Origin of the sequence: Streptomyces sp. WAC07094 (genome assembly GCF_036320405.1) — a bacterium.
GTDB classification, from domain to species: Bacteria; Actinomycetota; Actinomycetes; order Streptomycetales; family Streptomycetaceae; genus Streptomyces; species Streptomyces lannensis.
Map to the genome: position 1 here is coordinate 5,337,197 of NZ_JAVMJZ010000001.1, position 23,386 is coordinate 5,360,582.

At 71.4% G+C, this 23,386-nt stretch carries 17 protein-coding genes; 3 read left to right on the forward strand and 14 right to left on the reverse strand.

The features are described from left to right. Positions 1–133 precede the first annotated feature (133 nt). The 3 genes from RCR19_RS23600 to RCR19_RS23610 all read right to left on the reverse strand — a co-directional run bounded on the left by RCR19_RS23600 (position 134) and on the right by RCR19_RS23610 (position 3,624). Positions 134–2,386: a heavy metal translocating P-type ATPase gene (locus RCR19_RS23600; RefSeq protein ID WP_331266932.1), complete on the reverse strand. Its 2,253-nt coding sequence runs from the start codon at positions 2,384–2,386 to the stop codon at positions 134–136. An 84-nt stretch (positions 2,387–2,470) separates the two neighbouring features. Next, entirely contained in the window at positions 2,471–2,710 is a 240-nt protein-coding gene (locus RCR19_RS23605) for a heavy-metal-associated domain-containing protein (RefSeq protein ID WP_331266933.1), read from the reverse strand. A gap of 197 nt (positions 2,711–2,907) precedes the next feature. Next, complete coding sequence (locus RCR19_RS23610) at positions 2,908–3,624, reverse strand: TetR family transcriptional regulator (RefSeq protein WP_331266934.1); 717 nt, start codon at positions 3,622–3,624, stop codon at positions 2,908–2,910. A 182-nt stretch (positions 3,625–3,806) separates the two neighbouring features. Here RCR19_RS23610 and RCR19_RS23615 point away from each other — a divergent pair, with 182 nt between their 5' ends. Both RCR19_RS23615 and RCR19_RS23620 read left to right on the forward strand, forming a co-directional pair. Beyond that, positions 3,807–6,092, forward strand: coding sequence for an MMPL family transporter (locus RCR19_RS23615; RefSeq protein ID WP_331266935.1), 2,286 nt, complete (start codon positions 3,807–3,809; stop codon positions 6,090–6,092). Between the two features lie 64 nt (positions 6,093–6,156). Beyond that, positions 6,157–7,200 (forward strand): zinc-dependent alcohol dehydrogenase family protein, encoded by a 1,044-nt coding sequence (locus RCR19_RS23620; protein WP_331266936.1) that lies wholly within the window; start codon positions 6,157–6,159, stop codon positions 7,198–7,200. Positions 7,201–7,339: 139 nt separating this feature from the next. Here RCR19_RS23620 and RCR19_RS23625 read toward each other — a convergent pair whose 3' ends face one another. From RCR19_RS23625 to RCR19_RS23655, 7 genes are all read right to left on the reverse strand, one after another. Next, positions 7,340–7,540, reverse strand: coding sequence for a MerR family transcriptional regulator (locus RCR19_RS23625; RefSeq protein WP_059131312.1), 201 nt, complete (start codon positions 7,538–7,540; stop codon positions 7,340–7,342). A 383-nt stretch (positions 7,541–7,923) separates the two neighbouring features. Then, positions 7,924–8,517 carry a chaplin family protein gene (locus tag RCR19_RS23630; protein WP_331266937.1) on the reverse strand — a complete coding sequence of 198 codons (594 nt, stop codon included), beginning with the start codon at positions 8,515–8,517 and terminating at the stop codon, positions 7,924–7,926. Between the two features lie 135 nt (positions 8,518–8,652). Continuing rightward, on the reverse strand, positions 8,653–8,844 hold the full coding sequence (locus tag RCR19_RS23635; protein ID WP_059131325.1) for a chaplin: 192 nt from the start codon (positions 8,842–8,844) through the stop codon (positions 8,653–8,655). Between the two features lie 393 nt (positions 8,845–9,237). Beyond that, positions 9,238–11,157, reverse strand: coding sequence for an AMP-binding protein (locus tag RCR19_RS23640; RefSeq protein WP_331266938.1), 1,920 nt, complete (start codon positions 11,155–11,157; stop codon positions 9,238–9,240). 254 nt (positions 11,158–11,411) lie between these two features. After that, entirely contained in the window at positions 11,412–12,914 is a 1,503-nt protein-coding gene (locus RCR19_RS23645) for a von Willebrand factor type A domain-containing protein (RefSeq protein ID WP_331266939.1), read from the reverse strand. Positions 12,915–13,050: 136 nt separating this feature from the next. Further along, complete coding sequence (locus tag RCR19_RS23650; RefSeq protein ID WP_331266940.1) at positions 13,051–13,914, reverse strand: ABC transporter permease; 864 nt, start codon at positions 13,912–13,914, stop codon at positions 13,051–13,053. Further along, positions 13,911–16,850 carry a CocE/NonD family hydrolase gene (locus RCR19_RS23655; RefSeq protein ID WP_331266941.1) on the reverse strand — a complete coding sequence of 980 codons (2,940 nt, stop codon included), beginning with the start codon at positions 16,848–16,850 and terminating at the stop codon, positions 13,911–13,913. The genes RCR19_RS23650 and RCR19_RS23655 overlap by 4 nt, the downstream gene beginning before the upstream one ends. 115 nt (positions 16,851–16,965) lie before the next feature. Here RCR19_RS23655 and RCR19_RS23660 point away from each other — a divergent pair, with 115 nt between their 5' ends. Beyond that, positions 16,966–17,382 carry a GNAT family N-acetyltransferase gene (locus RCR19_RS23660; protein WP_331266942.1) on the forward strand — a complete coding sequence of 139 codons (417 nt, stop codon included), beginning with the start codon at positions 16,966–16,968 and terminating at the stop codon, positions 17,380–17,382. Positions 17,383–17,398: 16 nt separating this feature from the next. On the opposite strand, the gene RCR19_RS23665 is transcribed toward RCR19_RS23660, so the two are convergent. From RCR19_RS23665 to iolB, 4 genes are all read right to left on the reverse strand, one after another. Further along, the gene (locus tag RCR19_RS23665) at positions 17,399–18,799 is read right to left on the reverse strand and encodes an APC family permease (RefSeq protein WP_331266943.1); all 1,401 of its coding nucleotides are present in this window, start codon (positions 18,797–18,799) and stop codon (positions 17,399–17,401) included. Positions 18,800–19,176: 377 nt separating this feature from the next. Then, positions 19,177–20,679, reverse strand: a complete 1,503-nt coding sequence (gene mmsA / locus RCR19_RS23670; protein WP_331266944.1) for a CoA-acylating methylmalonate-semialdehyde dehydrogenase — start codon at positions 20,677–20,679, stop codon at positions 19,177–19,179. Between the two features lie 13 nt (positions 20,680–20,692). Next, a complete protein-coding gene (iolD, locus tag RCR19_RS23675; protein ID WP_331266945.1) occupies positions 20,693–22,576 on the reverse strand; it encodes a 3D-(3,5/4)-trihydroxycyclohexane-1,2-dione acylhydrolase (decyclizing) in 1,884 nt (627 codons plus the stop codon). Beyond that, positions 22,573–23,385 carry a 5-deoxy-glucuronate isomerase gene (gene iolB, locus RCR19_RS23680; protein WP_331266946.1) on the reverse strand — a complete coding sequence of 271 codons (813 nt, stop codon included), beginning with the start codon at positions 23,383–23,385 and terminating at the stop codon, positions 22,573–22,575. Before iolB ends, iolD begins: the two co-directional genes overlap by 4 nt. Position 23,386 lies beyond the last annotated feature (1 nt).

Here is a 23,386-nt window from a genome sequence, read left to right on the forward strand (position 1 = left end):
TCGCATATGTCCTGAAGATACGCAAGAGCCCCGATACGTCGACCGAGGCCCCCAGCGTAAGGATGATGCGCGAGCCTTGTGAAGAGCTTATGTGAGGCTCGCGTCGGACTCTAGAGGGACTCTCACCCTCTCGTCATGAGAATGCCCGCAGCCGAAGGCTGTTGGTGACCACGAAGACCGACGAGAAGGCCATCGCCGCACCCGCGATCATCGGGTTCAGGAGCCCGGCGGCGGCCAGGGGCAGCGCGGCCACGTTGTACCCGAAGGCCCACACCAGATTCCCCTTGATCGTCGAGAGCGTGCGCCGTGAGAGCCGGATGGCGTCCGCGGCCACCCGCAGATCCCCGCGCACCAGCGTCAGATCGCTCGCCTCGATCGCCGCGTCCGTCCCGGTCCCCATGGCCAGTCCCAGATCCGCGGTGGCCAGTGCGGCCGCGTCGTTGACGCCGTCACCGACCATGGCGACGGTCCGTCCCTCGCTCTGGAGTCGCCTGACGACGGCGACCTTCTCCTCCGGCAGCACCTCGGCGAACACGTCGCCCGCGGCGATGCCCACGGCACCCGCCACGGCCTCGGCGACCGCCCGGTTGTCCCCGGTCAGCAGGACGGGCCTGAGGCCCAGGGCCCGGAGCCCCCGTACGGCCTCGGCGCTGGTCTCCTTGATGGCGTCGGCGACGGTGAGGACGCCGAGTGCCACGCCGTCGCGCGCGACCACCACGGCCGTGCGTCCCTCGGCCTCGGCCTCCGCCTTCGCCCGGGCCAGCGCGTCCGGAAGGGCGTCCGGGAAGCGGCCCACGGTGACCTCGTGCCCCTCCACGCGCCCGCGCACGCCGAGGCCCGGGACGTTCTCGAACCGGTCAGGGGCGGGAAGCCCGCCGAGGCGCTCCTGAGCGCCTGCCGCGATCGCCCTGGCGATCGGGTGCTCGGAGGCGTGCTCGAGGGCTCCGGCGAGCCGCAGGGCGTCCTTCTCGTCCTCTTCCTCGGCGGTGTGCACCCCCTGGAGGGCCATCCGGCCCGTGGTGACCGTTCCGGTCTTGTCCAGGACCACCGTGTCGACCCGGCGCGTGGACTCCAGCACCTCCGGGCCCTTGATGAGGATGCCGAGCTGGGCACCGCGGCCCGTGCCGACCATCAGGGCGGTCGGGGTGGCGAGCCCCAGCGCGCACGGGCAGGCGATGATCAGCACCGCTACGGCCGCGGTGAAGGCGGCGACGGTGTCTCCGGTGACGCCGAGCCACACCCCGAATGTGCCGAGGGCGATCAGCAGGACGACGGGCACGAAGATCCCGGAGATGCGGTCGGCCAGGCGCTGCACCTCCGCCTTGCCGTTCTGCGCGTCCTCCACGAGCCGCGCCATCCGTGCGAGCTGGGTGTCCGCGCCGACCCGGGTGGCCTCGACCACCAGGCGGCCCCCGGCGTTGACGGTCGCGCCGGTCACGCGGTCGCCCACGGTCACGTCGACCGGCACCGACTCTCCGGTGAGCATGGAGGCGTCGACCGCCGAGGCGCCCTCGACGACCGTCCCGTCCGTGGCGATCTTCTCGCCGGGCCGTACGACGAACCGGTCGCCGACGGTCAGCAGGGCCACCGGAACGCGCACCTCACGGCCGTCCCGCAGGACCGCGACGTCCTTCGCGCCCAGTTCGAGCAGCGCCCTCAGGGCCGCGCCGGCGCGCCGCTTGGAGCGGGCCTCCAGATAGCGGCCGAGCAGGATGAACGCGACGACACCGGCGGCCACTTCGAGATAGAGGGCCGAGGACCCGTCCGTGCGGGAGACGGTGAGGTCGAAGCCGTGGCGCATGCCGGGCATGCCCGCGTCCCCCCAGAACAGCGCCCACAGCGACCAGCCGAACGCCGCGAGCGTGCCGACCGACACCAGGGTGTCCATCGTGGCCGCGCCGTGCCGGGCGTTGGTGAACGCCGCCTTGTGGAAGGGCAGTCCGCCCCATACGACGACGGGCGCGGCCAGCGTCAGTGAGAGCCACTGCCAGTTGTCGAACTGCAGGGCGGGGACCATCGAGAGCAGTACGACGGGCAGGGCGAGCAGCGCCGAGACGGTCAGTCGCTGACGGAGGGCGGCCGATTCCGGGTCTTCCCCGGCGGCCTCGGCGGCCGCGGGCTGCTCAGGCTGCGGCGGCGGGGGTTCCTCGGCCGTGTAGCCGGTCTTCACCACCGTGGCGATCAGGTCGGCGACCTGGATCCCGGCGGGATAGGCGATCTTCGCCTTCTCCGTCGCGAAGTTGACCGTGGCGGTGACGCCGTCGATGCGGTTGAGCTTCTTCTCGACACGGGCCGCGCAGGAGGCGCAGGTCATGCCGCCGATCGCGAGTTCGACCTCGGAGGGCGTGGCCGCGTCTATCGCGGCCGGTGCTGCGGTGCTGGTCATGTCCGGACTCCAGACAACGGACCGGGCCGTGCGGAGCCAGTATCAGCTGGTCGGTACGGCCCGGTGCGGGGAGCAGATGCTGGTTCAGGCCTTGCCGACGAGTTCGAAGCCGGCCTCGTCGACCGCCGCCTGCACGGCTTCGTCGGCGAGGGGTGCGGCGGAGACGACCGTGACCTCGCCGGTGGACGCGACGGCGGTGACGGCGCTGACGCCGGCGATGGCGGAGATCTCGCCGGAGACGGAGCCCTCGCAGTGCCCGCAGCTCATACCGCTCACCTTGTAGACGGTCGTCACGGAACCCGGAGTCTCGGTCTGTGTGGTCATCTCTCCAACTCCTCGGGGAGGCTCGTGTGGCTTACGAGAACCAGACTATACCCCTAGGGGGTATTCATCCAAGGGATTCAGGCGCGAGTCCGCGAGCCGCGCCGGTTCCTCGGCGGCGACCGTGGGCGGAAACCGCCGACGAGGGCTTCAGGGTGGACTCGCCGGTGGGGCTCCGTGGAGTGGTCGCCGGTGGGGCTTCAGGGGGAGTGGCCGGTGGAGCCGTCGCCGCTGTCGTCCTCGTCGTCGTGCAGCATCGGCTCGAGATACCGGTACATCGCCGTCTTCAGCTCGGTGATGTAGGCCTCGCGTGCAGCGCCGTCGTGGGACATGATCAGGTCGAGCCCGGCCTTGAAGAGGGCCAGCAGCATGTTCGCGGTGCGGGAGCGCTCGTCGGGCGGGGTGTCCGGCAGGAAGCCCGCGATCATCCCCTCGATGCGGGTGAGGGACGCCTCGTGCAGGGTGTTGTGCTCCTGTGCGATCGGCCCGGGGACGTCGGGGCCGTGCAGCAGGACGCCGAAGGCCGGGTTCTCGACGTTGAACGCGATCAGCGGGTCGAGCGCGGCGTCCAGCAGTTGGTCCAGGGGGAGTCCGAGGTTCTCCTCGGTCAGTGCGCGGTCCTGAGACTCCTGCCACTGCTGGAGCAGCTGGTCACCGAGGCCGATGGCGATCGCTTCCTTGTTCGGGAAGAACTGGTACAGCGTCCCCGGGGAGACGCCGGCCTCGCGGGCGATGGCGTTCGTGCTCGCGGCGGTGTAGCCGGTACGGCAGAAGACCTCGGCGGCGGCCTGCAGCAGCTGCGCGATACGGCGCTCGCCCCGGGCCTGGCGGCGGCGCGGCCGGGCCTCCTGCTCCTGTCCGGCCGACTCCGCGCCCGGTCCGGTGGCAGGCCCCTCGGTCTTCTGACTCCTGGGCACGCGTTGTCCCCACCTCTCGGAACGCGATTGACAAACGCGAGTTGTCGCTCGCATTCTTGAGAAACGCGAGCGCTCACTCGTGTTTGCCAGTCTATGGCAATCGACGACCCATGCTGCCTGCACGGATGCACGGATGCACGGATGCACGGCATGCGGGGTCACGGTGAAGGGGACACCGCATCATGGCCGAAGTCAACCGCAGGGGCGGCCGGGAGACCGGTGACGGAGGGGGTGCGCCGGAGCCGGCCAAAAGGGCCGGGCACACGGGTGAGGGCGGGGCGGGGCCCGGTGGCTGGACACGGTTCGTGACGGCGCGGCCCCGGCTGTCGTTGCTCGTCGCGCTGCTCCTCACCGCACTCGCGGTGGTCGCCGGCAGCGGGGTCGCGGACCGGCTGGGCAGCGGCGGTTGGCAGGATCCGGCCGCACAGTCCACCTACGCGACCGACGCGCTGGAGCGGGAGTTCCCCGCCTCGCAGCCCAATCTGCTGCTCCTCGTCGACTCGGGTCACAGGTCCGCGGACGATCCGGCGGTGGCCGCGGAGGCCCGGCGTCTGACCGCGCGGCTCGCCTCCGAACACGGCGTCACAGGGGTCGGCTCGTACTGGCAGTCGGGAGCACCTGCACTGCGCGCCGAGGACGGCCGCGAAGCGCTGATAGCCGCGCACATCACGGGCGAGGAGAAGGCCGCGAGCGACACCCTCGACCGCATCGCGCCCCACTACCGAGGCGCGCACGGGCCGGTCACGGTCAAGGTCGGCGGCCCGGTCGCCGTGCGCTCCGAGATGCAGACGATCATCCAGGAGGATCTGACCCGGGCCGAGATGATCGCCCTGCCCATCACGCTGGTGCTGCTGGTGACGGTGTTCGGCAGCGCGGTCGCGGCCATGCTGCCGCTGGGCATCGGCATCGTCGCCATTCTGGGCACCAACGCGGTACTGCGCGGCCTCACCGAGGTCACCGACGTCTCCGTCTTCGCCCTGAACCTCACGACGGCCCTCGGGCTGGGCCTCGCCATCGACTACGCGCTCTTCATCGTGCGCAGGTTCCGCGAGGAACTGTCCGCCGGAGCCGACCCGTTGGGCGCGGTGGCCACCACCCTGCGCACCGCGGGACGCACCGTCCTGTTCTCCGCGCTGACCGTCGCCGTGTCCCTGGCCGCGATGCTCGTCTTCCCGCAGTACTTCCTGCGCTCGTTCGCCTACGCCGGCATCGCGGTGGTGCTGCTGGCCGCCGCGGCGGCGCTGATCCTGCTCCCCGCGGCACTGATGGTGCTGGGCCACCGGGTGAACGCGCTCGACCTGCGGCGGCTGTTCAGGCGCGGGACTCCGCGGGCGACGGCGCAGGGGCGCGGCTGGAGCCGGATGGCGACCCTTGTGATGCGGCGTGCCCCACTGTTCGCCGTTGCCACCACCGTCGGCCTGGTGGTCCTCGGACTGCCGTTCATGGGAGTGAAGTTCGGCACCGCGGACGACCGCCAGCTGCCCTCGGGTGCCGAGTCCCATGTGGTGCAGCAGCACATACGGGACGGGTTCCCGGGCAGTCCCGGCGGAGGCCTGGAGGTGCTGGCCGAGGGCCGGGCCACCCCCGCCCAGTACGACGCCTACAGGGACCGGATCACGGCCCTGCCCGGGGTACTGCGGGTGGACGGCCCGTTGGTGAAGGGCGAGCACGCGTACTTCACGGTGCAGCCCAGGGGCGAGGCGGTGGACGCCGGAGCGCAGCGGCTGGTGGGCGAGCTGAGGGCGACGTCCGCCCCCTTCGACACCTCGGTGACAGGCACGGCCGCGATCCTGGTGGACTCCAAGCACGCGATCGCCGAGCGGCTGCCCTGGGCCGCGGGCATCATCGCGGTGGTCACCCTGATCCTGGTCTTCCTGCTGACCGGCAGCGTGCTGATCCCCGTCCAGGCCGTACTGCTCAACGCGCTGAGCCTGACGGCGATGTTCGGCGCGGTGGTCTGGGTCTTCCAGGACGGGCATCTGTCGGGTCTGCTGGGATTCACCAGTCCGGGGTCGATCGAGACGACCCTTCCGGTGCTGATGTTCTGTGTGGCCTTCGGTCTCTCCATGGACTACGGCGTGTTCCTGCTGTCCCGTATCAAGGAGGAGTACGACCGCACCGGGGACCATCGCGAGGCGGTGCGCTTCGGACTGCAGCGCACCGGCGGGCTGATCACGGCCGCGGCGGTCATCCTGGCGGTGGTGATGGTCGCGATCGGCACCTCCCGGGTGACGAACACCAAGATGCTCGGCCTCGGTATCGCGCTGGCCGTGCTGATGGACGCGATGGTCGTGCGCAGTCTGCTGGTGCCGGCGGTGATGCGGCTGACCGGCCGTGCCACCTGGTGGGCCCCGGCCCCGCTGCGGCGCTTCCACCGACGGTTCGGACTGCGTGAGGAGGAGCCGGTGGCGGCCGTCGAGGAGAAGGCGGCGGACCGGGACCGGGACACCGCCGGGGTGCACGGCTAGCGTTCCGCCACAGGGACGATCCCCGGGGCAGGGGATCGGGGACACGGGCGGAGGGTGCGGGCTAATGCGTGCGGTGGTCTTCGAGCGGTACGGGGAGCCGGCCGAGGTACGTGAGGTAGCGGACCCGGAGCCGTCCGAGCACGGGGTCGTGGTCCGGGTCGAGGCGACGGGGCTGTGCCGCAGCGACTGGCACGGCTGGATGGGGCACGACCCGGACATCACTCTCCCGCACGTGCCCGGACACGAACTGGCCGGTGTGGTCGAGGAGGTGGGCGCCCGGGTGGTCGGCCGGCGACCCGGCGACCGGGTGACGGTGCCCTTCGTGTGCGCCTGCGGCAGTTGCCCCTCCTGCGCGGCGGGCGACCAGCAGGTGTGCGAGCGCCAGACACAGCCGGGGTTCACACACTGGGGGTCCTTCGCGCAGTACGTGGCCCTGGAGCACGCGGACGTGAATCTGGTGGCGCTGCCCGCGGAGATGTCGTTCCGCACGGCGGCCGCGCTGGGATGCCGGTTCGCCACGGCGTTCCGCGCGGTCGTACAGCAGGGCCGGGTGGCCGCGGGGGAGTGGGTCGCGGTGCACGGCGCCGGGGGCGTCGGACTGTCGGCGGTGATGATCGCGGCGGCTTCGGGGGCGAGGGTCGTGGCGGTGGACGTCTCGCCCCGAGCCCTCGAACTGGCACGGAAGTTCGGCGCGGCCGAGTGCGTGGACGCCGAGCGCACCGAGGACACGGCGCAGGCGGTCCGCGACCTGACGGGCGGCGGCGCGCATCTCTCCCTCGATGCGCTCGGCTCCCCGGCGACCTGCGCCGCATCGGTGAACGGGCTGCGCCGCCGAGGCCGGCACATCCAGGTCGGCCTGCTGCCGTCCTCCCCCGGTACGAGTCCGGTCCCGATGGCCCGGGCGATCGCCCTGGAACTGGAGATCATAGGCAGCCACGGCATGGCGGCCCATGCCTACCCGCCCATGCTGGAACTGGTCCGTTCCGGCGCGGTGCGCCCCGACCTGCTGGTCACATCGACGATCCCGCTGTCCGCGTCCCCGGAGGCCCTGGCCGCGATGGGGACGGCCCCGGGCCAGGGAGTGACGGTCGTCGAACCGTGGAGCTGAGCCGGCCGGGAGGCCGCCGTGGCGGATCGCCAGGCCCCGTTGCCGCCCGGGCCCGCGCCGGCGCGTCGGCGACCGCGCAGGCCGAAGACGACAGTGCGGCCCGCCCCCGACCGGGGCGGGCCACGGCGGCGGGAGGTGGTCAGGAACCGGTGCGGCCCCTGTTGCCGGGCCGGGCGGCCACCCATGCCCGGACCGTGTCGGCGTACCAATAGGGTTTTCCGCTTTCCACATGGTCGGGTGGTGGCAGCAGTCCGTGTTTTCGGTACGACCTCACGGTGTCCGGCTGCACTCGGATATGCGCCGCGATGTCCTTGTACGACCAGAGACTGCGGTCGGTCATCAGTAGCACCTCCCCGCGCGCGCCGCGGCGGCGACCGGGGGAGGTCGTCGGGGGAGCCGGACGCGCGCTGGCGATCACAAAGGCTGTGCTCGCTCAACGACGCACCTCGACGGGCGGACAGTGCCTGTGAAACGGGTGTGACAGAAGCGCCACGTCCACGGGACATGTGTGACACGGGCAACGCGTTTGTGACAGGGGTGATGAATTCCGCCCCGGCGGGGGTACTTGCGCGCCGGGGATCTACTGCCGCCCCCTCGCACACGGCGACGGCCCGGGGGCCGCACCCGAGTGAAGGGTGCGGCCCCCGGGCCGTCGGCCGAAGAGGGAACGTGCGGGGTGGTGGCGCGAGTGCCGGGCGCACGCGGCGCCCGGCACCCGGTGCACTAGCGGTGGGACGTCGCCCGGCCGCGTCGGTACAGGATGAGCCCACCGGCCAGCATGGCCACGCTGACCGCCGAGGCCGCAAGCAGACCCTCGCTGCCGGTCTCGGCCAGGGCCGGCGTCGTGTGCGACGACGTGCTGGGCGTGTTGATCACCGGGGTGCCGATCTGCGGCGTGTCCACGGTCTCGGTCGGCGGCGCCGTGTTGTCGCCCGGCTGGTCCTGTCCGGTGCCCGGCGTGCCGACGGGCTGCTCCGGAGTGGTGGTCGACCCGCCCGGGGTGTCGGTGCCCGTGTTGTCACCGGGCGGCTGCTCCGGGACGGTCGGGGTGTCTTCCTCGGGGGTCTGCACGCTGGTGCCGTTGGCACAGGTGTTGCCGAAGGCGGGGTTCAGCGCCGCGATCACGTCGACGGTGTTGCCGCAGATGTTGACCGGGATGTTCACGGGGACCTGGACGGTGTTGCCGGACGCGACGCCCGGTGATCCGGCCGCGGTGCTGTCCGCGTTCGAGTCCGCAAACACCGGGCTGCCGCACAGGGACAGAATGCCCGTCGCGGCGGCCGCCGCGACCATTCCCCTGCTCAGGGTCTGTCGCAATCTAGTTGTCTTCCTGCTGGTAGAGGTGGGAGAAGTGGAAAGCCGGCCCTGGCGCCGTGAAGGAGCAGTCCAAGGCCGGCCCTGACACCGCCGCCACGGCTGGTGTGTGACGCCTCAGCCGTGGCGGCTATGACGTCAGCTGTTGGCGCACGCGTTCCCGGCGGACGGGTTCAGCAGGCCAATGACGTTGAGGGTGTTGCCGCACACGTTCACGGGCACGTGCACGGGAACCTGGATGACGTTCCCGGAAAGGACGCCCGGAGAGTTGACCGCGGAACCTTCGGCACCCGAGTCGGCCATGGCCGGGGCGGCCAGTCCCAGGGTCATGATGGCGCCGGCGACAACGGCAGCGCTCTTCTTGTGCTTCACGTAATTTCCCTTCTGTGCGGTCGTGCCCCTGTGACGGCTGAAGCCGAGCGAGCACAACTTGAACAGCTCGCCGCACGACCTGCACTCTGTGAAACGAGGAATCGGCCGCGGAAGCAACCCCCCAGCCTCAGTTGCCGTTCAATTCACCCGAATGCCGCGATTCGATTCATACGGAAAGCGCACAGGATCAACAGCGTGACCCGCACCTGCGGAAACGCCCGATCGACGCCATTTGCCGTTGTCGGACAGCGCCGTCGACAGCCGGGTCTCGCGCATCGCAGGAGGGGTCCGCCGAACCGTTCGGCGGACCCCTCCTGCGATGCGCTCCGGCGTGTCCGGGTCCCCCGGGCCTCAGTCGTCGTACAGTGCCTCGATCTCCCGTGCGAACGCCGTCCTCACCGCATGACGCCTGACCTTCAAGGACGGGGTGAGCAGACCGTTGTCCTCGCTGAACTCGCCCTCGACCAGGGCGAACCTGCGGATGGACTCGGCCCGGGACACCGCCGCGTTCGCATGGTCTACGGCCCTCTGGACGTCGGCGAGGATCCGCGGGTCACGGACGACCTCGGACATCGGAGTGTCCGGGGGCAGCCTGTGCACGGACAACCAGTGGGCGATCGCTTCGGGATCGAGGGTGATCAGGGCGGCGACGTAGGCGCGGTTGTCCCCGACCACGATGCACTGCCCGACGGGCGGGCGGCTGCGCAGCCGGTCCTCGAGGACGGCGGGGGAGACGTTCTTGCCGCCCTTGGTGATGAGGATGTCCTTCTTGCGGCCGGTGATGGTGAGGTAGCCGTCCTGGTCGAGGGAGCCGAGATCGCCCGTCGCGAACCAGCCGTCGCCGAGGACCGCGTCCGTGGCGGCCCGGTTGTTCCAGTAGGCGCCGAAGACCACACCGCCCTGGATCAGGACCTCGCCGTCGTCGGCGATACGGACGGCCGTACCCGGCACCGGGAGGCCGACGGTGCCGGGGCGGGGTCCGAGCGGCGGGACGATGGTGGCCGCGGCGGTCGTCTCGGTGAGCCCGTAGCCTTCGTAGACGATGATTCCGGCCGCGTAGAAGAAGAGGTTGAGATCGCGGTCGAGCGGGGATCCACCGCTGACGGCGTACCGCATACGGCCGCCGAGTTCCTTGCGGATGCGCCGGTAGACCAGCAGGTCGTACAGCGCCCACGCCGCGAACAGGCCGGCACCGGGGCCCTTGCCGGAGCCCAGGAACCGGTGCAGGTACGCCTCGCCGAAGCGGACCCCGATCCGGTCGGCGCGGTCGAAGGAGGCGCCTCTGCCGATCTTCTCGGCGGTGGCGCGCCCGGTGTCGTGGATCTTCTCGAAGAGGTAGGGGACACCGACCAGGAACGTGGGGCGGAACCCGCGCAGCGCGGGCCGCAGTTCGTCGGGTTTGATGCTCGGGAAGTGGCCGATCTCGATACGGGCCATCAGGCAGGCGATCTGCAGCGAGCGGCCCAGGATGTGGGCCAACGGCAGAAACAGGAGTGTCGAGGCGATCTGGCCCGTGACCTCCTTGAAGACCGGGTGGAGCAGCTCGACCGTGTTGGCGGCCTCCGCGTGCAGGTTGGCGTGGGTGAGTACACAGCCCTTGGGCCGGCCGGTGGTGCCGGAGGTGTAGCAGATCGTCGCCACCGTTTCGGGGGTGAGCGCCGCGCGCCGCTTGGTCACCTCCTCGTCGGGGACATCCCGGCCGAGGGCGGCGAGCCGGCCCAGAGCGTCGTCGTCCAGCCGCCACATTCGCGGGGGCTCGGGGTGCCCGGCCGTCGCCGTCGTGACCGTCTCCGCGTTCTCGGCGCTCTCCACGACGGCGAAGCGGGTCCCCGAGTCCCGCACGATCCACTCGACCTGCTCGGCGGACGACGTGGCGTAGACGGGGACGGTCTGCCCGCCGGCGGCCCAGATCGCGAAGTCCAGGACCGTCCACTCGTAGCGGGTGCGGGACATGACCGCGACCCGGCCGCCCGGTTCCAGCCCCGCCGCGAGCAGCCCCTTGGCCGTGGCGGTCACCTCGGCGGCGAACGCCGCGGCGGTGACCGGTCGCCATGAGGTGCCCTCCTGGCGGCGCAGCGCCACCGCCTCGGGTGCCTCCTGGGCGTTGGTGTAGGGGAGATCTGCGGTGCTGCCCGTGGTGGGGCGCGGTGTCATCGGTGCGGCGCGCACCTCGCGGACGGTGCCGGTCCCGTCCCTGATCAGCTCGACCTCGCCGCGGGAGGCCAGGTCCCCGCGCCGCTGTGCCCGTTTCAGATCCCTGCGTACGCCCATGACGGCTCCGGTCGCGGCTCGCGTGCGGACATGCGTACTTACTTGGAAGTCAACTTACTCACCAGTTAAGGAATTTCAATGGTGCGCGCACGGGTGATCCGGACGCGGGCCGTGCCCGGGGCGTGGGCCGGACAGGTAGGGCCCCGTCGCGGGCGCCGGGCCCGGGTGGTCCCGCGGAGGGGCTGCGGCCCCGGAGGGCGTGGCCGGGACAGTCCGGACGCACGCTCCCCCGTGGGGCCGGCGCGGCCCTCGGCCTACTCGGAGCCGCGCAGCTCGGACGCCGTCCGGATCGCCGCCGCGAGCCCGCGTACGTCCGCGTCCTGCCTGCGCTCCGCGAGTGAGTCGGCGCGGTCGGCGAGTGCGCGGAGGTCCGGCCTGCCCGGCAGCGGGGCCCCGCCCGCCCGGTTCACCCGCAGGTCGTCCGCGAAGTAGGCGGCCGTCGCGGCGACTTGCAGGCCGTACGAGGAGTGCCACAGGTCGTCGTCGAGGGAGCCGGTCTCCAGCTGTCCCGACTCCTCGTGCGGCTCCCGGGTGCCTGGGTCAAGCCAGCGGACGCTCGCCGTGGCGAGATGCCCGCCGGCGCCGGGCCGGGTGCGGACCGCGTACAGCGCGGTCACCGTGTGCCCGGGGCCCATCTCGCCTCCGTCCACGCGGTCGTCGCGGAAGTCCTCGTCGGCGACGCGCCGGTCGTCGTAACCGATGAGGCGGAACTCCGTGACGTTCCGGGGGTCGAAGGCGACCTGCGCCTTCGCGTCACGGGCCGTCAGCTCGACGTTCTGCGGCAGCTGCTCGCTGAAGACCCTGCGGGCGTCGCCGTCGGAGGAGACATAGGTCGTGTGGCCGTCGCCGCGGTCGGCGAGGCGTTCCATCAGCGCATCGCCGTACTCGCTGCCCACACCCACCCCGAAGAGGGTGATGCCGTGTTCGCGGCGGGCGTCCGCGATGCGTTCGAGGATGGTGTCGGCAGCGGTGTCGCCGGTGTTCGCCAGTCCGTCGGAGAGCAGGACGACCCGGTTGGTGGCGCCCGGGCGCAGACCCTCGACCGCGGTGGCGTAGCCGGTGCGGACGCCTGCGCCGAGGTTGGTGGAGGCCGTCGCCTCGAGTTCGTCGATCGCCTCGTGGACCCGGGCCCGATGGCCGCCGAGGCGGGTCATCGGCAGCACCCTCCTCGCCTCGTCGCTGAAGGTGACGAGCGCGATCGAGTCGTCGTCGTGCAGCCGGTCGGTCAGTATGTCGAGGGAGTCCCGGACCAGGTCGAGGCGGCCGGGCTCACCCATGGAGCCGGAGACGTCGACGACGAACGTCAGCGCGGCGGGCGGACGTTCGCCCTCCGTCGGTGCGGCACGGGTGGCGAGGCCGACCCGGACCAGGGACCAGTCCGTGTCGCCGGTGCGGGCACCGTCGACGGTGACCGTGAATCCGTTGCCCCGTGGGCGCTCGTAGTCCTGCGGGAAGCTGTTGACGAACTCCTCGGGCCGGACGGTCGACGGCTCCGGCAGCCGGCCCTCGGAAAGGACGCGGCGCGCATAGCCGTACGAGGCGGTGTCCACGTCCAGCGCGAAGGTGGACAGATGGTTCGTGCTCTCCCTGCCGTCGTTCGGCCCCGGGCTGTACGCCGGGGCGGGGAAGACGGCGGAGCCGTTGGACTTGCCCGATCCGTCGGAGGCGCCGCCCCCGCAGCCCGTGAGCAACAGGCCGCCCGCGACCGTGATCGCGATCAGCACCCCCCAGGGCCGTCGTGTCCGGTACTCCCGCATGGGTCCCCTCCGTCCGTTGACGTCTGTGACTGTGACGGCGGAGGGGGCCGAGATGTGCGGTACGGGACGTTGCGGATGAATCTCGAACCGGCCACGGCGGGCCGCCTTCGAGACCGGTGTGAAATCCTCCGTTGACCTAGGAAACGACGTCCTTGCGCGCAAAACCGCGGAAGGCCAGGGCGAACAGCACCAGCGCGTACGTTATGGAAACCGCCGTGCCCTGGATCATGCCGGACCACTCCGGACGGGGCTGAACGGCGTCGGCCCAGGCGAACTGCCAGTGCGCGGGCAGGAAGTCGCGCCAGTGGCCGAGCGCGGTGACCGCGTCCAGCACATTCCCCACGATGGTGAGGCCGACGGCGCCGCCGACCGCGCCCAGCGGTGCGTCCGTCTTCGTCGACAGCCAGAACGCCAGGCCGGCGGTGACCAGTTGGGACACGAAGATGTAGGCCACGACGACCACGAGCCGCTGGGCAGCCGTGCCCGCGGGGAGAGAGCCGCCGGTCGGTATCTCCAGCGGTCCCCAGCCGTAGGCCGCGGTGCCCACCGCGAGTGCGACGACCGGCAGCAGCACCATGGCCGCGAGGCTCATGCCGAGACCGACCACGAGCTTGGACCACAGCAGACGGGCCCGCGGGACGGGCGCCGCGAGCAGATAGCGCAGCGAGGACCAGCCGGCCTCGGAGGCGACGGTGTCCCCGCAGAACAAGGCCACCGGAATGACCAGCAGGAACCCTGCGGAGACGAAGAGGTTCACCGCGGCGAAGTTCGCACCCGACGCGGTCGCCGTGTCCATCAGCGTGACCTGGCCGTTGCGGGACCCGGGGTCGCCGCCGATGGCGAAGGCGACGACCAGTACGAACGGGAGCACGGCCAGGATCGCGCCCATGACGAGCGTACGGCGCCGCTTCAACTGCCGGACGAGTTCGACGCGCAGGGGCAGCGTCCGCCGCGCCCGGTATCCGTCGGCCGTCTCCGCCCGCTCGGCGAGGGCACTCATGCGGAACCTCCGATCAGCGTGAGGAAGGCGTCCTCGAGACGCCGGTGGGGACCGAGCGATGCCACCGGAACCTCCAGCCGGACGAGTTCGACGAGAAGCCGGGCCGCGGCCGCCGATCCGGAACGGAGCGGGTCGCCGGACCCCTCGGGGAGCGCGGTGATGCCCGTGGCGTCCTCGCCGTTCGCGAGGGACGGGAGGGGCTCCGGGCCGAGGTCCGCGTTGGTGAGCGGCCCGACGGCAGCGACCGTGATCGTTTCGCCGGTGTCGAGGGACGCCGTCCGCCCCGGAGCCCCCACGGCGGAGGCGACCGGTTCCACGGACCCCAGCGCGGACACCACGTCGCGGGCGGGGCCGGCGAGGACGGGCTCCGTGCCCGCGGCTCCGACGGCCGGTTCCGCCGACTCCGCGACCGGAGCCAGGCGCACCAGGAGACCGCCCTCCGTCCGCACCGCCGAGGACACCCCGGACAGCGCGGCCACCTTCTCCACCAGCGGATCGGGGATGTCGGCCGCCAGGCCGACGAGCAGGGTGTCGCTCGAGCCCACGATCTCGTGCACCGGGCCCGCCTGGACCAGGCGCCCGCGGTCCATCACCACCAGGTGGGTGCAGGACTGTTCGACCTCCGCCAGGAGATGGCTGGAGACGATCACGGTGCGGCCCGCCGCCGCGTACCGGATCATGACCTCGCGCATCTCACGGATCTGCGGCGGGTCCAGGCCGTTGGTCGGTTCGTCGAGGATCAGCAGGTCCGGAAGGCCCAGCATCGCCTGGGCGATGGCCAGCCGCTGACGCATGCCCTGGGAGTACGTGCGCACCGCGCGGGCCAGCGCGTCGCCGAGCCCGGCGATCTCCAGCGCCTCGTCCAGATGCGCGTCCCCCGGTGGACGTCCCGTCGCCCGCCAGTACAGCTCCAGATTGTCGCGGCCGGACAGATGCGGCAGGAAACCGGCGCCCTCCACGAAGGCCCCGACCCGCGAGAGCACCGGGGCACCCGGGCGGATGGCATGGCCGAAGACCCGGATCTCGCCACCGTCCGGTTTGATCAGGCCCATCAGCATGCGGAGCGTCGTCGTCTTGCCCGCGCCGTTCGGTCCGAGCAGGCCCAGCACCTGGCCCTTCTCCACGCGGAACGAGAGGTCGCGCACCGCGTACCGGTCGGCCGACCTCGCGTACCGCTTGCTCAGGTCCGTGATCTGCAGCGGCACATCGGCCAGTGCGGGATCGGGTGCCGGTGCCGTCGTACGGCGCTGTCCGGCCAGCAGCAGGGCCAGGGCGACGGCGGCTCCGGCCGCCGGCAGCCACCACACCCAGCCGGGAAGCGGGGCCGCCGCGGTCGTCACACCCGGTGCCGTCGGCACGTGCAGAGCGCCCTTCAGGGACACCGAGTAGGTGGCGGGAGCGGCCGGGGAGGCATAGCCGAGGTCCGTCGAGGCGAGGACGAGGCGCAGCCGGTGTCCCTTCTGCACCTCGTGGTCGACGGCCGGCAGCGTCAGGGTGACGTCCTTGCCCGCCTTGGCGCCGGTCACCCGGAAGGGAGCGACGAGCTGCGACGGGAGCACCTGCCTGCCGCCGCCCGGCCCGACGTCGTACACCTTTCCGAAGAGGACGGCGTCGTCGCTGGTGGACATCACATGGACGGTCACCGTGGGCGATCCGGTGACCCACAGGTCATCGTGCACGGGCCGTGAGTCGAAGTGTGCGTACTGCCCGGGGAAGTCGAGTGAGACCCCGATGCCCAGCGACGACAGCTGGGACAGGCCGCCCGCCCCGCCGAGGCCCGGGAGCGCGGAGATCGCGGGCGGGTTCGCTCCCGCCGGATTCGTGAACCGCTGCGCGCCGCCGCTGAGCGGGACCGTACGCGGTCCGCTCTCCAGACCGGGGTACGCGTCCCCGCTCGCGCCGCGCAACAGGGCGGCGCCGTCGGTGGAGTCGACGCCGCCGGTGCGTGTGACCCGGAAGGCCGGACCGGTGTCGACGCCCTTCCCGTCCTTCAGATAGCGGTCGAACCACGCCGTGACGCGCGCCTGGACGCGGCTCGACTCCAGGTCCCCGCCGTCGTGCCCGCCCGCGATCCAGTCGACGTCCACGGGCGCGCCGTTCGCTCTGATCGCCCTGGCCGCGGCGTCCGCCTGGCCGAGCGGGAACAGCGAGTCGGACTGGCCCTGGACGAGAAGCGTGGGCACCTTGATGTCCTTGCCGATCGCGGACGGGGACCGCGCATCGAGGAGGGCTCGCGCCTGAGCGTCGGGCCGGCCGGACTCCGCCACGCGGTTGTACATCCCGCACAGTTCGGCGGTGAACTTCGCGCAGCCTCCGCCGGAGTTCATGAAGACGCCGGCCCAGAGCTTCTTGAACACGCCGTTCGGGAACAGGGCGTCCGCCAGGTTCCAGTACGTGATCGCGGGGGCGATCGCGTCCACCCGGTGGTCGTACCCGGCGGCCAGCAGCGAGATCGCCCCGCCGTACGACGCGCCCGCCATGCCCACCCGCGGGTCGCCGGGCCCGTCGAGTTCGATGCCGGGCTGCTTCGCCAGCCAGTCGATCAGCCTGGAGACGTCGGCGACCTCTCCCCGGGGGTCGTTCAGCCCGATCTTCCCCGTGGACCGGCCGAAGCCGCGCGCCGACCAGGTCAGCACGGCGTACCCGTCGCGCGCGAGGTCCTCGGCCTGGCCCGCGACGTCCTGCTTGCTGCCGCCGAATCCGTGCGCCAGCAGGACCGCCGGTCGGTGCCCGGTGGTCCCCGAGGTGAAGTACGACGTGTCGATCCGCACCCCGTCGCCCATGTCCATGACTCTGTCGGTGCGGCGCACGGCGGGCGCGTCGTCCGATGCGACGGCCGTCCATGTCCCCACGCCGGCCAGCACGAGGAGGACCGCGGCCACGGCGGCCACGGCACCCCGGCGCAGCCCCCGGACCGCGGGCAGTCGAAGATCCATGTGTCAACGGTAAGGGCGGGCACCGACATCCGAAGCAGCCGCCGGTCTGAACCGGGGACCCTCCCATGGACGTAGAGGCCTGATGCCGCGTACCGCAGCCGTGGTACGAAGACCCATGGAGATTCGCCGTGCCACGACCGTCGTCGAAGTGGCCGCCGCCGAGCACCTGTTCGACCATCCCGTCCGCCCCGAGTGGGCCGGGCGCTTTCTCGCCGCCGCCGGACACCATCTCTTCCTCGCCTACGCGGACGGTGAGTCCGCTCCCGTCGGCTTCGTCAGCGGGGTCGAGACGATCCACCCCGACAAGGGCACGGAGATGTTCCTGTACGAGCTCGCGGTGGCGGAGCCCTACCGGCGCAGGGGGATCGGGCGCGCGCTCGTCGAGCGCCTCGCCGCGCTCGCCCGGAAGTTGGACTGCTACGGCATGTGGGTGCTGATCGACACCGGGAACGACGTCGCCCTCGCCGCGTACCGGAGTGCGGGCGGCGAGGACGACGGGACGTGCTCCGTGGTGACGTGGGACTTCGGCTGAGCGCGGTGATGCCGGCTCAGGCCTGTGCGTCCTCGGGGATCGACACCAGCCAGCGGGTGGTGCGGCGGGGGCGGAGGTAGAGGAGCCAGTACAGGGTGGCCACCGCGGTGATGCCGCCCGTCCACAGCAGGTAGCTCACCTCCTGCAGGCTGAGGATGTAGGTCAGGACGGCGATGAGCAGGATGGGGGTCGCGGGCCACAGCGGCATCCGCCAGGCCGGGGTCCGCGCGTGCGAGCCGCGCCGGGCGAGCAGGGCGGCGATCGCCACCAGCAGGTACATCCCGGTCACGGAGACGCCGGTGACCCCGTAGAGCGTGTCCAGGTTGACGAAGCACAGGAGGGCGCCGGGTACGCCGACGACGAGGGTGGCGACCCAGGGGGAGCCGAATCGGCCGAGCCGGGACAGGGCGCTGTTCACCGGCTCCGGCCAGGCCTTGTCGCGCGCCGAGGCGAACAGCACCCGGGAGTTCTGGATGACCATGACGATGCCCGCGTTGATGATCGCGAGGGCGACGCAGAGGCTGATGAAGGTGCCCACGGCCGAGTTCGACCAGGCGGCGACCATGCTGCTGATGTCGCCGCTCGTCAGCGCCTGGAGGTCGGGGGCGCCCATGGTGATCGCGACGACCGGGACCAGGATGACGACCGTCGATATGGCGAGGGTGGCGAGGACCGTGCGGGCGACGTTGCGGCGCGGGTTCTCGAGTTCCTCGGAGAGATAGACGGCGGTCGAGAATCCCTGGGTGACGAAGAGGGCGATGGCGAGCCCGGAGACCACCATCGCGGCCGTCACCGTGTCCGCGTGGCCGCCGGTGCCGGCCACCTGCATCGAGACGAGGCTGCCGGTGCCCCGCTCGCCGTGCGCGAAGCCGAGGATCGCGACGAGACCCGCGGCCACGACCTCCAGGACCAGGAAGATGCCGGTGATCCAGGCGTTGGCCCGCAGGTCCAGCAGGCCCGCCAGGGTGGCGAGCAGCATGACCCCGGCGCCGGTCATCGCCGGGTCGAGATGGACGACCGGGGCGAGGTAGTCGGCCGTGCCCATCGCGATCACCGGCGGGACGATCACGACGACCAGCAGGGACAGCACGAAGACCAGCCAGCCCGCCAGGCGTCCGGCGAGCGTCGACACCATCGCGTACTCGCCGCCGGCGCTGGGGATGAGGGTGCCCAGCTCCGAGTAGCAGAACGCGACGGCGATGCAGAGGAGCGAGCCGATGGCGATGGTGACGGCGGTGGCGGTGCCCAGCGAGCCGAACAGGTCGGGGACGACGACGAAGAGCGTGGAGGCGGGCGTCACGCACGAGAGCGTGAGCAGGGTGCCGCCGACGACGCCGATGGAGCGCTTGAGTGTCCGGGGACTGCTGTCGGGTGCTGGGGCGACGACGGTCTCGACGGTACTGAGCGTGTCGGTCATGCGGCGGTTCCGATCGACTCGTGCGGCGGTGGTTCGGACGGGAGCGCTATCGCCTCCGGAGGCTGGGTCGTTCTGGTGCTGGTCCTCTCCCGGTGGGCTGCATGGAACCCCGACGAAAACCGGCGCGTCAATGGCCGTTAACCTTCGGAATCCGCACTTGTAAAGCGACCTGCGTCACGTTGCTTTCCCAGGACGAGACGCCCCTCTTCTTGGTTGATCAAGCCATGCAGCTCTTGGACCTTGCTTTCTAAGGTGAATGCGCATCGTTGCCTGCGTCACCCGTTTGATGACGTCCATACGGGAACCGCAGCGAAGGCGTCAAAAAAATGTCAGGCCGTCCGGTATCCGGACGGCCTGACGAGGGCTTACGGCGACGCTCAGTGGTTGCGCGGGAACCCGAGGTCGACGCCCGCGGGGGCCTCGGACGGGTCGGGCCAGCGGGAGGTGACGACCTTGCCGCGGGTGTAGAAGTGCGTGCCGTCGTTGCCGTAGACGTGGTGGTCGCCGAAGAGCGAGTCCTTCCAGCCGCCGAAGGAGTGGTAGCCCACCGGGACCGGGATCGGCACGTTCACACCGACCATGCCCGCCTCGATCTCCAGCTGGAAGCGGCGGGCGGCGCCGCCGTCCCGGGTGAAGATCGCGGTGCCGTTGCCGAACGGCGAGTCGTTGATGAGCCGCACACCGTCCTCGTAGGTGTCCACGCGCAGTACGCACAGCACCGGGCCGAAGATCTCGTCCTGGTAGGCCTTGGCCGTGGTCGGCACCTTGTCGAGCAGCGAGATGCCGATCCAGTGGCCGTCCTCGAAGCCGTCGACGGTGTAGCCGGTGCCGTCGAGGACCACCTCCGCGCCCTCGGCCGCCGCGCCCGTCACGTACGAGGCCACCTTGTCGCGGTGCACCTTGGTGATGAGCGGGCCCATCTCCGAGGCCGGGTCACTGCCCGGGCCGATCTTGATCTTCTCGGCGCGCTCGCGGATCTTCTCCACCAGCTCGTCGCCGATGGAGCCGACGGCCACGACGGCGGAGATCGCCATGCAGCGCTCGCCGGCCGAGCCGTACGCCGCCGAGACCGCGGCGTCGGCCGCGGCGTCCAGGTCGGCGTCCGGCAGCACCAGCATGTGGTTCTTGGCCCCGCCGAGGGCCTGCACCCGCTTGCCGTTCGTGGAGGCCGTGGTGTGGATGTAGCGGGCGATCGGGGTCGAGCCGACGAAGGACACCGCCTTGACGTCCGGGTGCTCCAGGAGCCGGTTCACGGCCACCTTGTCGCCGTGGACGACGTTGAAGACGCCGTCCGGCAGTCCGGCCTCCGCGAGCAGCTCGGCCAGGCGGACGGAGGCCGACGGGTCCTTCTCCGACGGCTTCAGCACGAACGTGTTGCCGCAAGCGATGGCGATCGGGAACATCCACATCGGGACCATCGCGGGGAAGTTGAACGGGGTGATGCCCACGACGACGCCCAGCGGCTGCCGGATCGCGGCCACGTCCACGCGGCTCGCGACCTGTGTGGACAGCTCGCCCTTCAGCTGGACGTTGATGCCGCACGCCAGGTCGACGATCTCCAGGCCGCGGGCGACCTCGCCGAGTGCGTCACTGTGCACCTTGCCGTGCTCGGCGGTGATCAGTTCGGCGATCTCGTCGCGATGCGCGTCGAGCAGCGCCCGGAACCTGAAGAGGACGGACGTGCGCTGCGCCAGCGAGGACCGGCCCCAGGTCCGGTAGGCGTCCTTGGCCGCCGCGACGGCCGCGTCCACCTCGTCCACGCTAGCGAAGGCGACCTTCGTGGTGACCGCGCCGGTCGCCGGGTCCGTCACCGGCCCGTACGTGCCCGACGCACCTTCGACGGTCTTCCCGCCGATCCAGTGGTTGACGATCTTCGTCATGCCAAGTACTCCTTCACAGATGGCGGCGTCGGGTCGAGACGTGCCGGTCGTACTCCTCGCGCGCCTTGACCGCCGACGATCGGGTCGCGGTCTCGGCCACGGGTACATCCCACCAGGCCTGCGTCCCGGGCGCGCCCGACACAGTGTCTGCGGTTTGGGTCTCCACGTAGACACATGTGGGAGTGTCCGCCGCGCGTGCCTCGGCGAGGGCGCGGCGCAGGTCCCGTACCGTCTTCGCGCGCAGTACGCGCATCCCCAGGCTGGCCGCGTTGGCGGCGAGGTCCACGGGCAGCGGCGCGCCCGTGTACGCACCGTCCTCGGACCGGTAGCGGTAGTCGGTGCCGAACCGCTCGCCGCCCACCGACTCCGACAGGCCGCCGATGGACGCGTAGCCGTGGTTCTGCACGATCAGGACCTTGATCGCGATCCCCTCCTGCACGGCGGTGACGATCTCCGTCGGCATCATCAGATACGTGCCGTCGCCGACCAGGGCCCACACGGCGCGGTCGGGAGCGGCCATCTTCACGCCGATGGCGGCCGGGATCTCGTAGCCCATGCACGAGTAGCCGTACTCGACGTGGTACTGGTCGCGGGAGCGGGACCGCCACAGCCTGTGCAGATCGCCGGGAAGCGAACCGGCCGCGTTGACGATGACGTCGGACTCGTCCACCAGGGCGTCCAGCGCGCCGATGACCTGAGTCTGCGTCGGCCGTATGTCCGGTTCGTCGGCGTCGAAGCAGGCGTCGACGCGCTGCTCCCAGCGCTCCTTGTCCTCCGTGTACTCGGCGACGTACGCCGGCTCGACACGGTGGCCGTGCATCTCCAGTGCCTCGGTCAACTCCTCGAGGCCGCTGCGGGCGTCCGCCACCAGCGGCAGCCCGGAGAGCTTGTGGCCGTCGAACGGGGCGATGTTGAGGTTGAGGAAGCGGACGCCGTCCCGGATGAACAGGGTGCCGGAGGCGGTGGTGAAGTCGGTGTAGCGGGTGCCGACGCCGATCACCAGATCGGCGGTGCGGGCCAGTTCGTCGGCGGTCGCGGTGCCGGTGTGCCCGATTCCCCCGACGTCCTGCGGGTGGTCCCAGCGCAGCGAGCCCTTTCCGGCCTGGGTGGAGGCGACCGGGATGCCGGTGGTCCCGGCGAACTCAGCGAGGGCGTCCTCGGCCCGGCTGTGGTGGACACCGCCGCCTGCCACCACGAGCGGTCGCCGTGCGGCACGGATCGCCTGTACGGCCTCGGCGAACTCGACGGGGTCGGGGCCCGGACGGCGTACCGTCCAGGTCCGCTCGGCGAAGAGGTCCTCCGGCCAGTCGTGGGCCTCGGCCTGCACGTCCTGCGGCAGCGCGAGGGTGACCGCGCCGGTCTCCACGGGGTCGGTGAGCACCCGCATCGCCTGGAGCACGGCCGGGATCAGGGCCTCGGGACGGGTGATCCGGTCGAAGTACTTCGACACCGGGCGCAGGCAGTCGTTGACGGACGTGTCACCCGCGTGCGGGACCTCCAGCTGCTGCAGCACCGGGTCCGCGGGGTGGGTGGCGAACACGTCGCCGGGCAGCAGCAGGACCGGGAGGCGGTTGACGGTGGCGAGGGCGGCGCCCGTGACGAGGTTGGTGGCGCCGGGCCCGATGGAGGTGGTCACGGCGTGCGTGGAGAGCCGGTTGCACTGCCGGGCCCAGCCGACCGCCGCGTGCACCATCGCCTGCTCGTTGCGGCCCTGGTGGTACGGCATCACGTCGCCGTACTCCAGCAGCGCCTGGCCGACGCCCGCGACGTTTCCGTGGCCGAAGATGCCCCAGGTCGCGCCGATCAGACGGCGGCGCACGCCGTCCCGCTCGGTGTACTGGGCGGCCAGGAAGCGTACGAGCGCCTGAGCGACCGTGAGCCTCGTCGTCGAGGTCATCGGTATCCCTCCGTGTGGTCCGGGTGGAATCGGATCCGCCACTGGCGCTCCTCGCCCGGTCCGGCCATGACGTTCAGGTAGTACATGGAGTGTCCGGGCTGGGCGATGGAGGGGCCGTGCCAGCCGTCGGGGACGAGGACGGCATCGCCGGTGCGGACCTCGGCGAGGACGTCGGAGCCGCCCTCACGGGAGGGGAATACGCGCTGGTACCCGAATCCGTTCGGGCCCTGGATCTCGAAGTAGTAGATCTCCTCCAGTTCCATCTCCTCGCCGGGCCGCGCCTCGTCGTGCTTGTGGGGCGGATACGAGGACCAGTTGCCGCCGGGCGTGACGACCTCGACGGCGATGAGCCTGTCGCATGCGAAGGCGTCGGCAGAGGCGAAATTGCGCACCAGGCGTGCGCAGTTGCCGCTGCCGCGCTCCTCGACGGGGACCTCCGGCGCGGGGCCGTAGCGGGCGGGGAGTCGGCGCTCGCACTTCGCTCCTGCCAGGGCGAAGCGGCCTCCCGCGCCGGAGGCGATGTGGACCCGGGCGTCGCGGGGCACGTACGCGAAGTCGGAGACCCCCGCGAACACGTCGTCCCTGCCCAGGAGTTGGAACCTTTTGTCCTCAATGTGCACGGTACAGGCGCCCTCGAGGGGAAGCACGATCCACTCACTGTCGCCGGTGGTGAACATGTGCGTGCCGCCGGGCCGTAGCTCCACCGTCCGCAGGCTGGTGTGACTCCAGCCGGCCCGCTTGGGGTCGATGTCGAGGGTGTACTGCGCGTTGGCGGTGGTCCCCCGGGGGACGTACAGCTCGTTGCTCATG

Excerpts from the sequence above, each read along its gene's own strand:
- mmsA (WP_331266944.1), bottom strand. The coding sequence starts at position 20,679 with ATGACGAAGATCGTCAACCACTGGATCGGCGGGAAGACCGTCGAAGGT.
- RCR19_RS23660 (WP_331266942.1), top strand. The coding sequence starts at position 16,966 with ATGGAGATTCGCCGTGCCACGACCGTCGTCGAAGTGGCCGCCGCCGAG.
- RCR19_RS23650 (WP_331266940.1), bottom strand. The coding sequence starts at position 13,914 with ATGAGTGCCCTCGCCGAGCGGGCGGAGACGGCCGACGGATACCGGGCG.
- iolB (WP_331266946.1), bottom strand. The coding sequence starts at position 23,385 with ATGAGCAACGAGCTGTACGTCCCCCGGGGGACCACCGCCAACGCGCAG.
- RCR19_RS23625 (WP_059131312.1), bottom strand. The coding sequence starts at position 7,540 with ATGACCGACCGCAGTCTCTGGTCGTACAAGGACATCGCGGCGCATATC.
- RCR19_RS23635 (WP_059131325.1), bottom strand. The coding sequence starts at position 8,844 with ATGACCCTGGGACTGGCCGCCCCGGCCATGGCCGACTCGGGTGCCGAA.
- RCR19_RS23600 (WP_331266932.1), bottom strand. The coding sequence starts at position 2,386 with ATGACCAGCACCGCAGCACCGGCCGCGATAGACGCGGCCACGCCCTCC.
- RCR19_RS23615 (WP_331266935.1), top strand. The coding sequence starts at position 3,807 with ATGGCCGAAGTCAACCGCAGGGGCGGCCGGGAGACCGGTGACGGAGGG.
- RCR19_RS23605 (WP_331266933.1), bottom strand. The coding sequence starts at position 2,710 with ATGACCACACAGACCGAGACTCCGGGTTCCGTGACGACCGTCTACAAG.
- RCR19_RS23645 (WP_331266939.1), bottom strand. The coding sequence starts at position 12,914 with ATGCGGGAGTACCGGACACGACGGCCCTGGGGGGTGCTGATCGCGATC.
- RCR19_RS23640 (WP_331266938.1), bottom strand. The coding sequence starts at position 11,157 with ATGGGCGTACGCAGGGATCTGAAACGGGCACAGCGGCGCGGGGACCTG.
- iolD (WP_331266945.1), bottom strand. The coding sequence starts at position 22,576 with ATGACCTCGACGACGAGGCTCACGGTCGCTCAGGCGCTCGTACGCTTC.
- RCR19_RS23620 (WP_331266936.1), top strand. The coding sequence starts at position 6,157 with ATGCGTGCGGTGGTCTTCGAGCGGTACGGGGAGCCGGCCGAGGTACGT.
- RCR19_RS23665 (WP_331266943.1), bottom strand. The coding sequence starts at position 18,799 with ATGACCGACACGCTCAGTACCGTCGAGACCGTCGTCGCCCCAGCACCC.
- RCR19_RS23655 (WP_331266941.1), bottom strand. The coding sequence starts at position 16,850 with ATGGATCTTCGACTGCCCGCGGTCCGGGGGCTGCGCCGGGGTGCCGTG.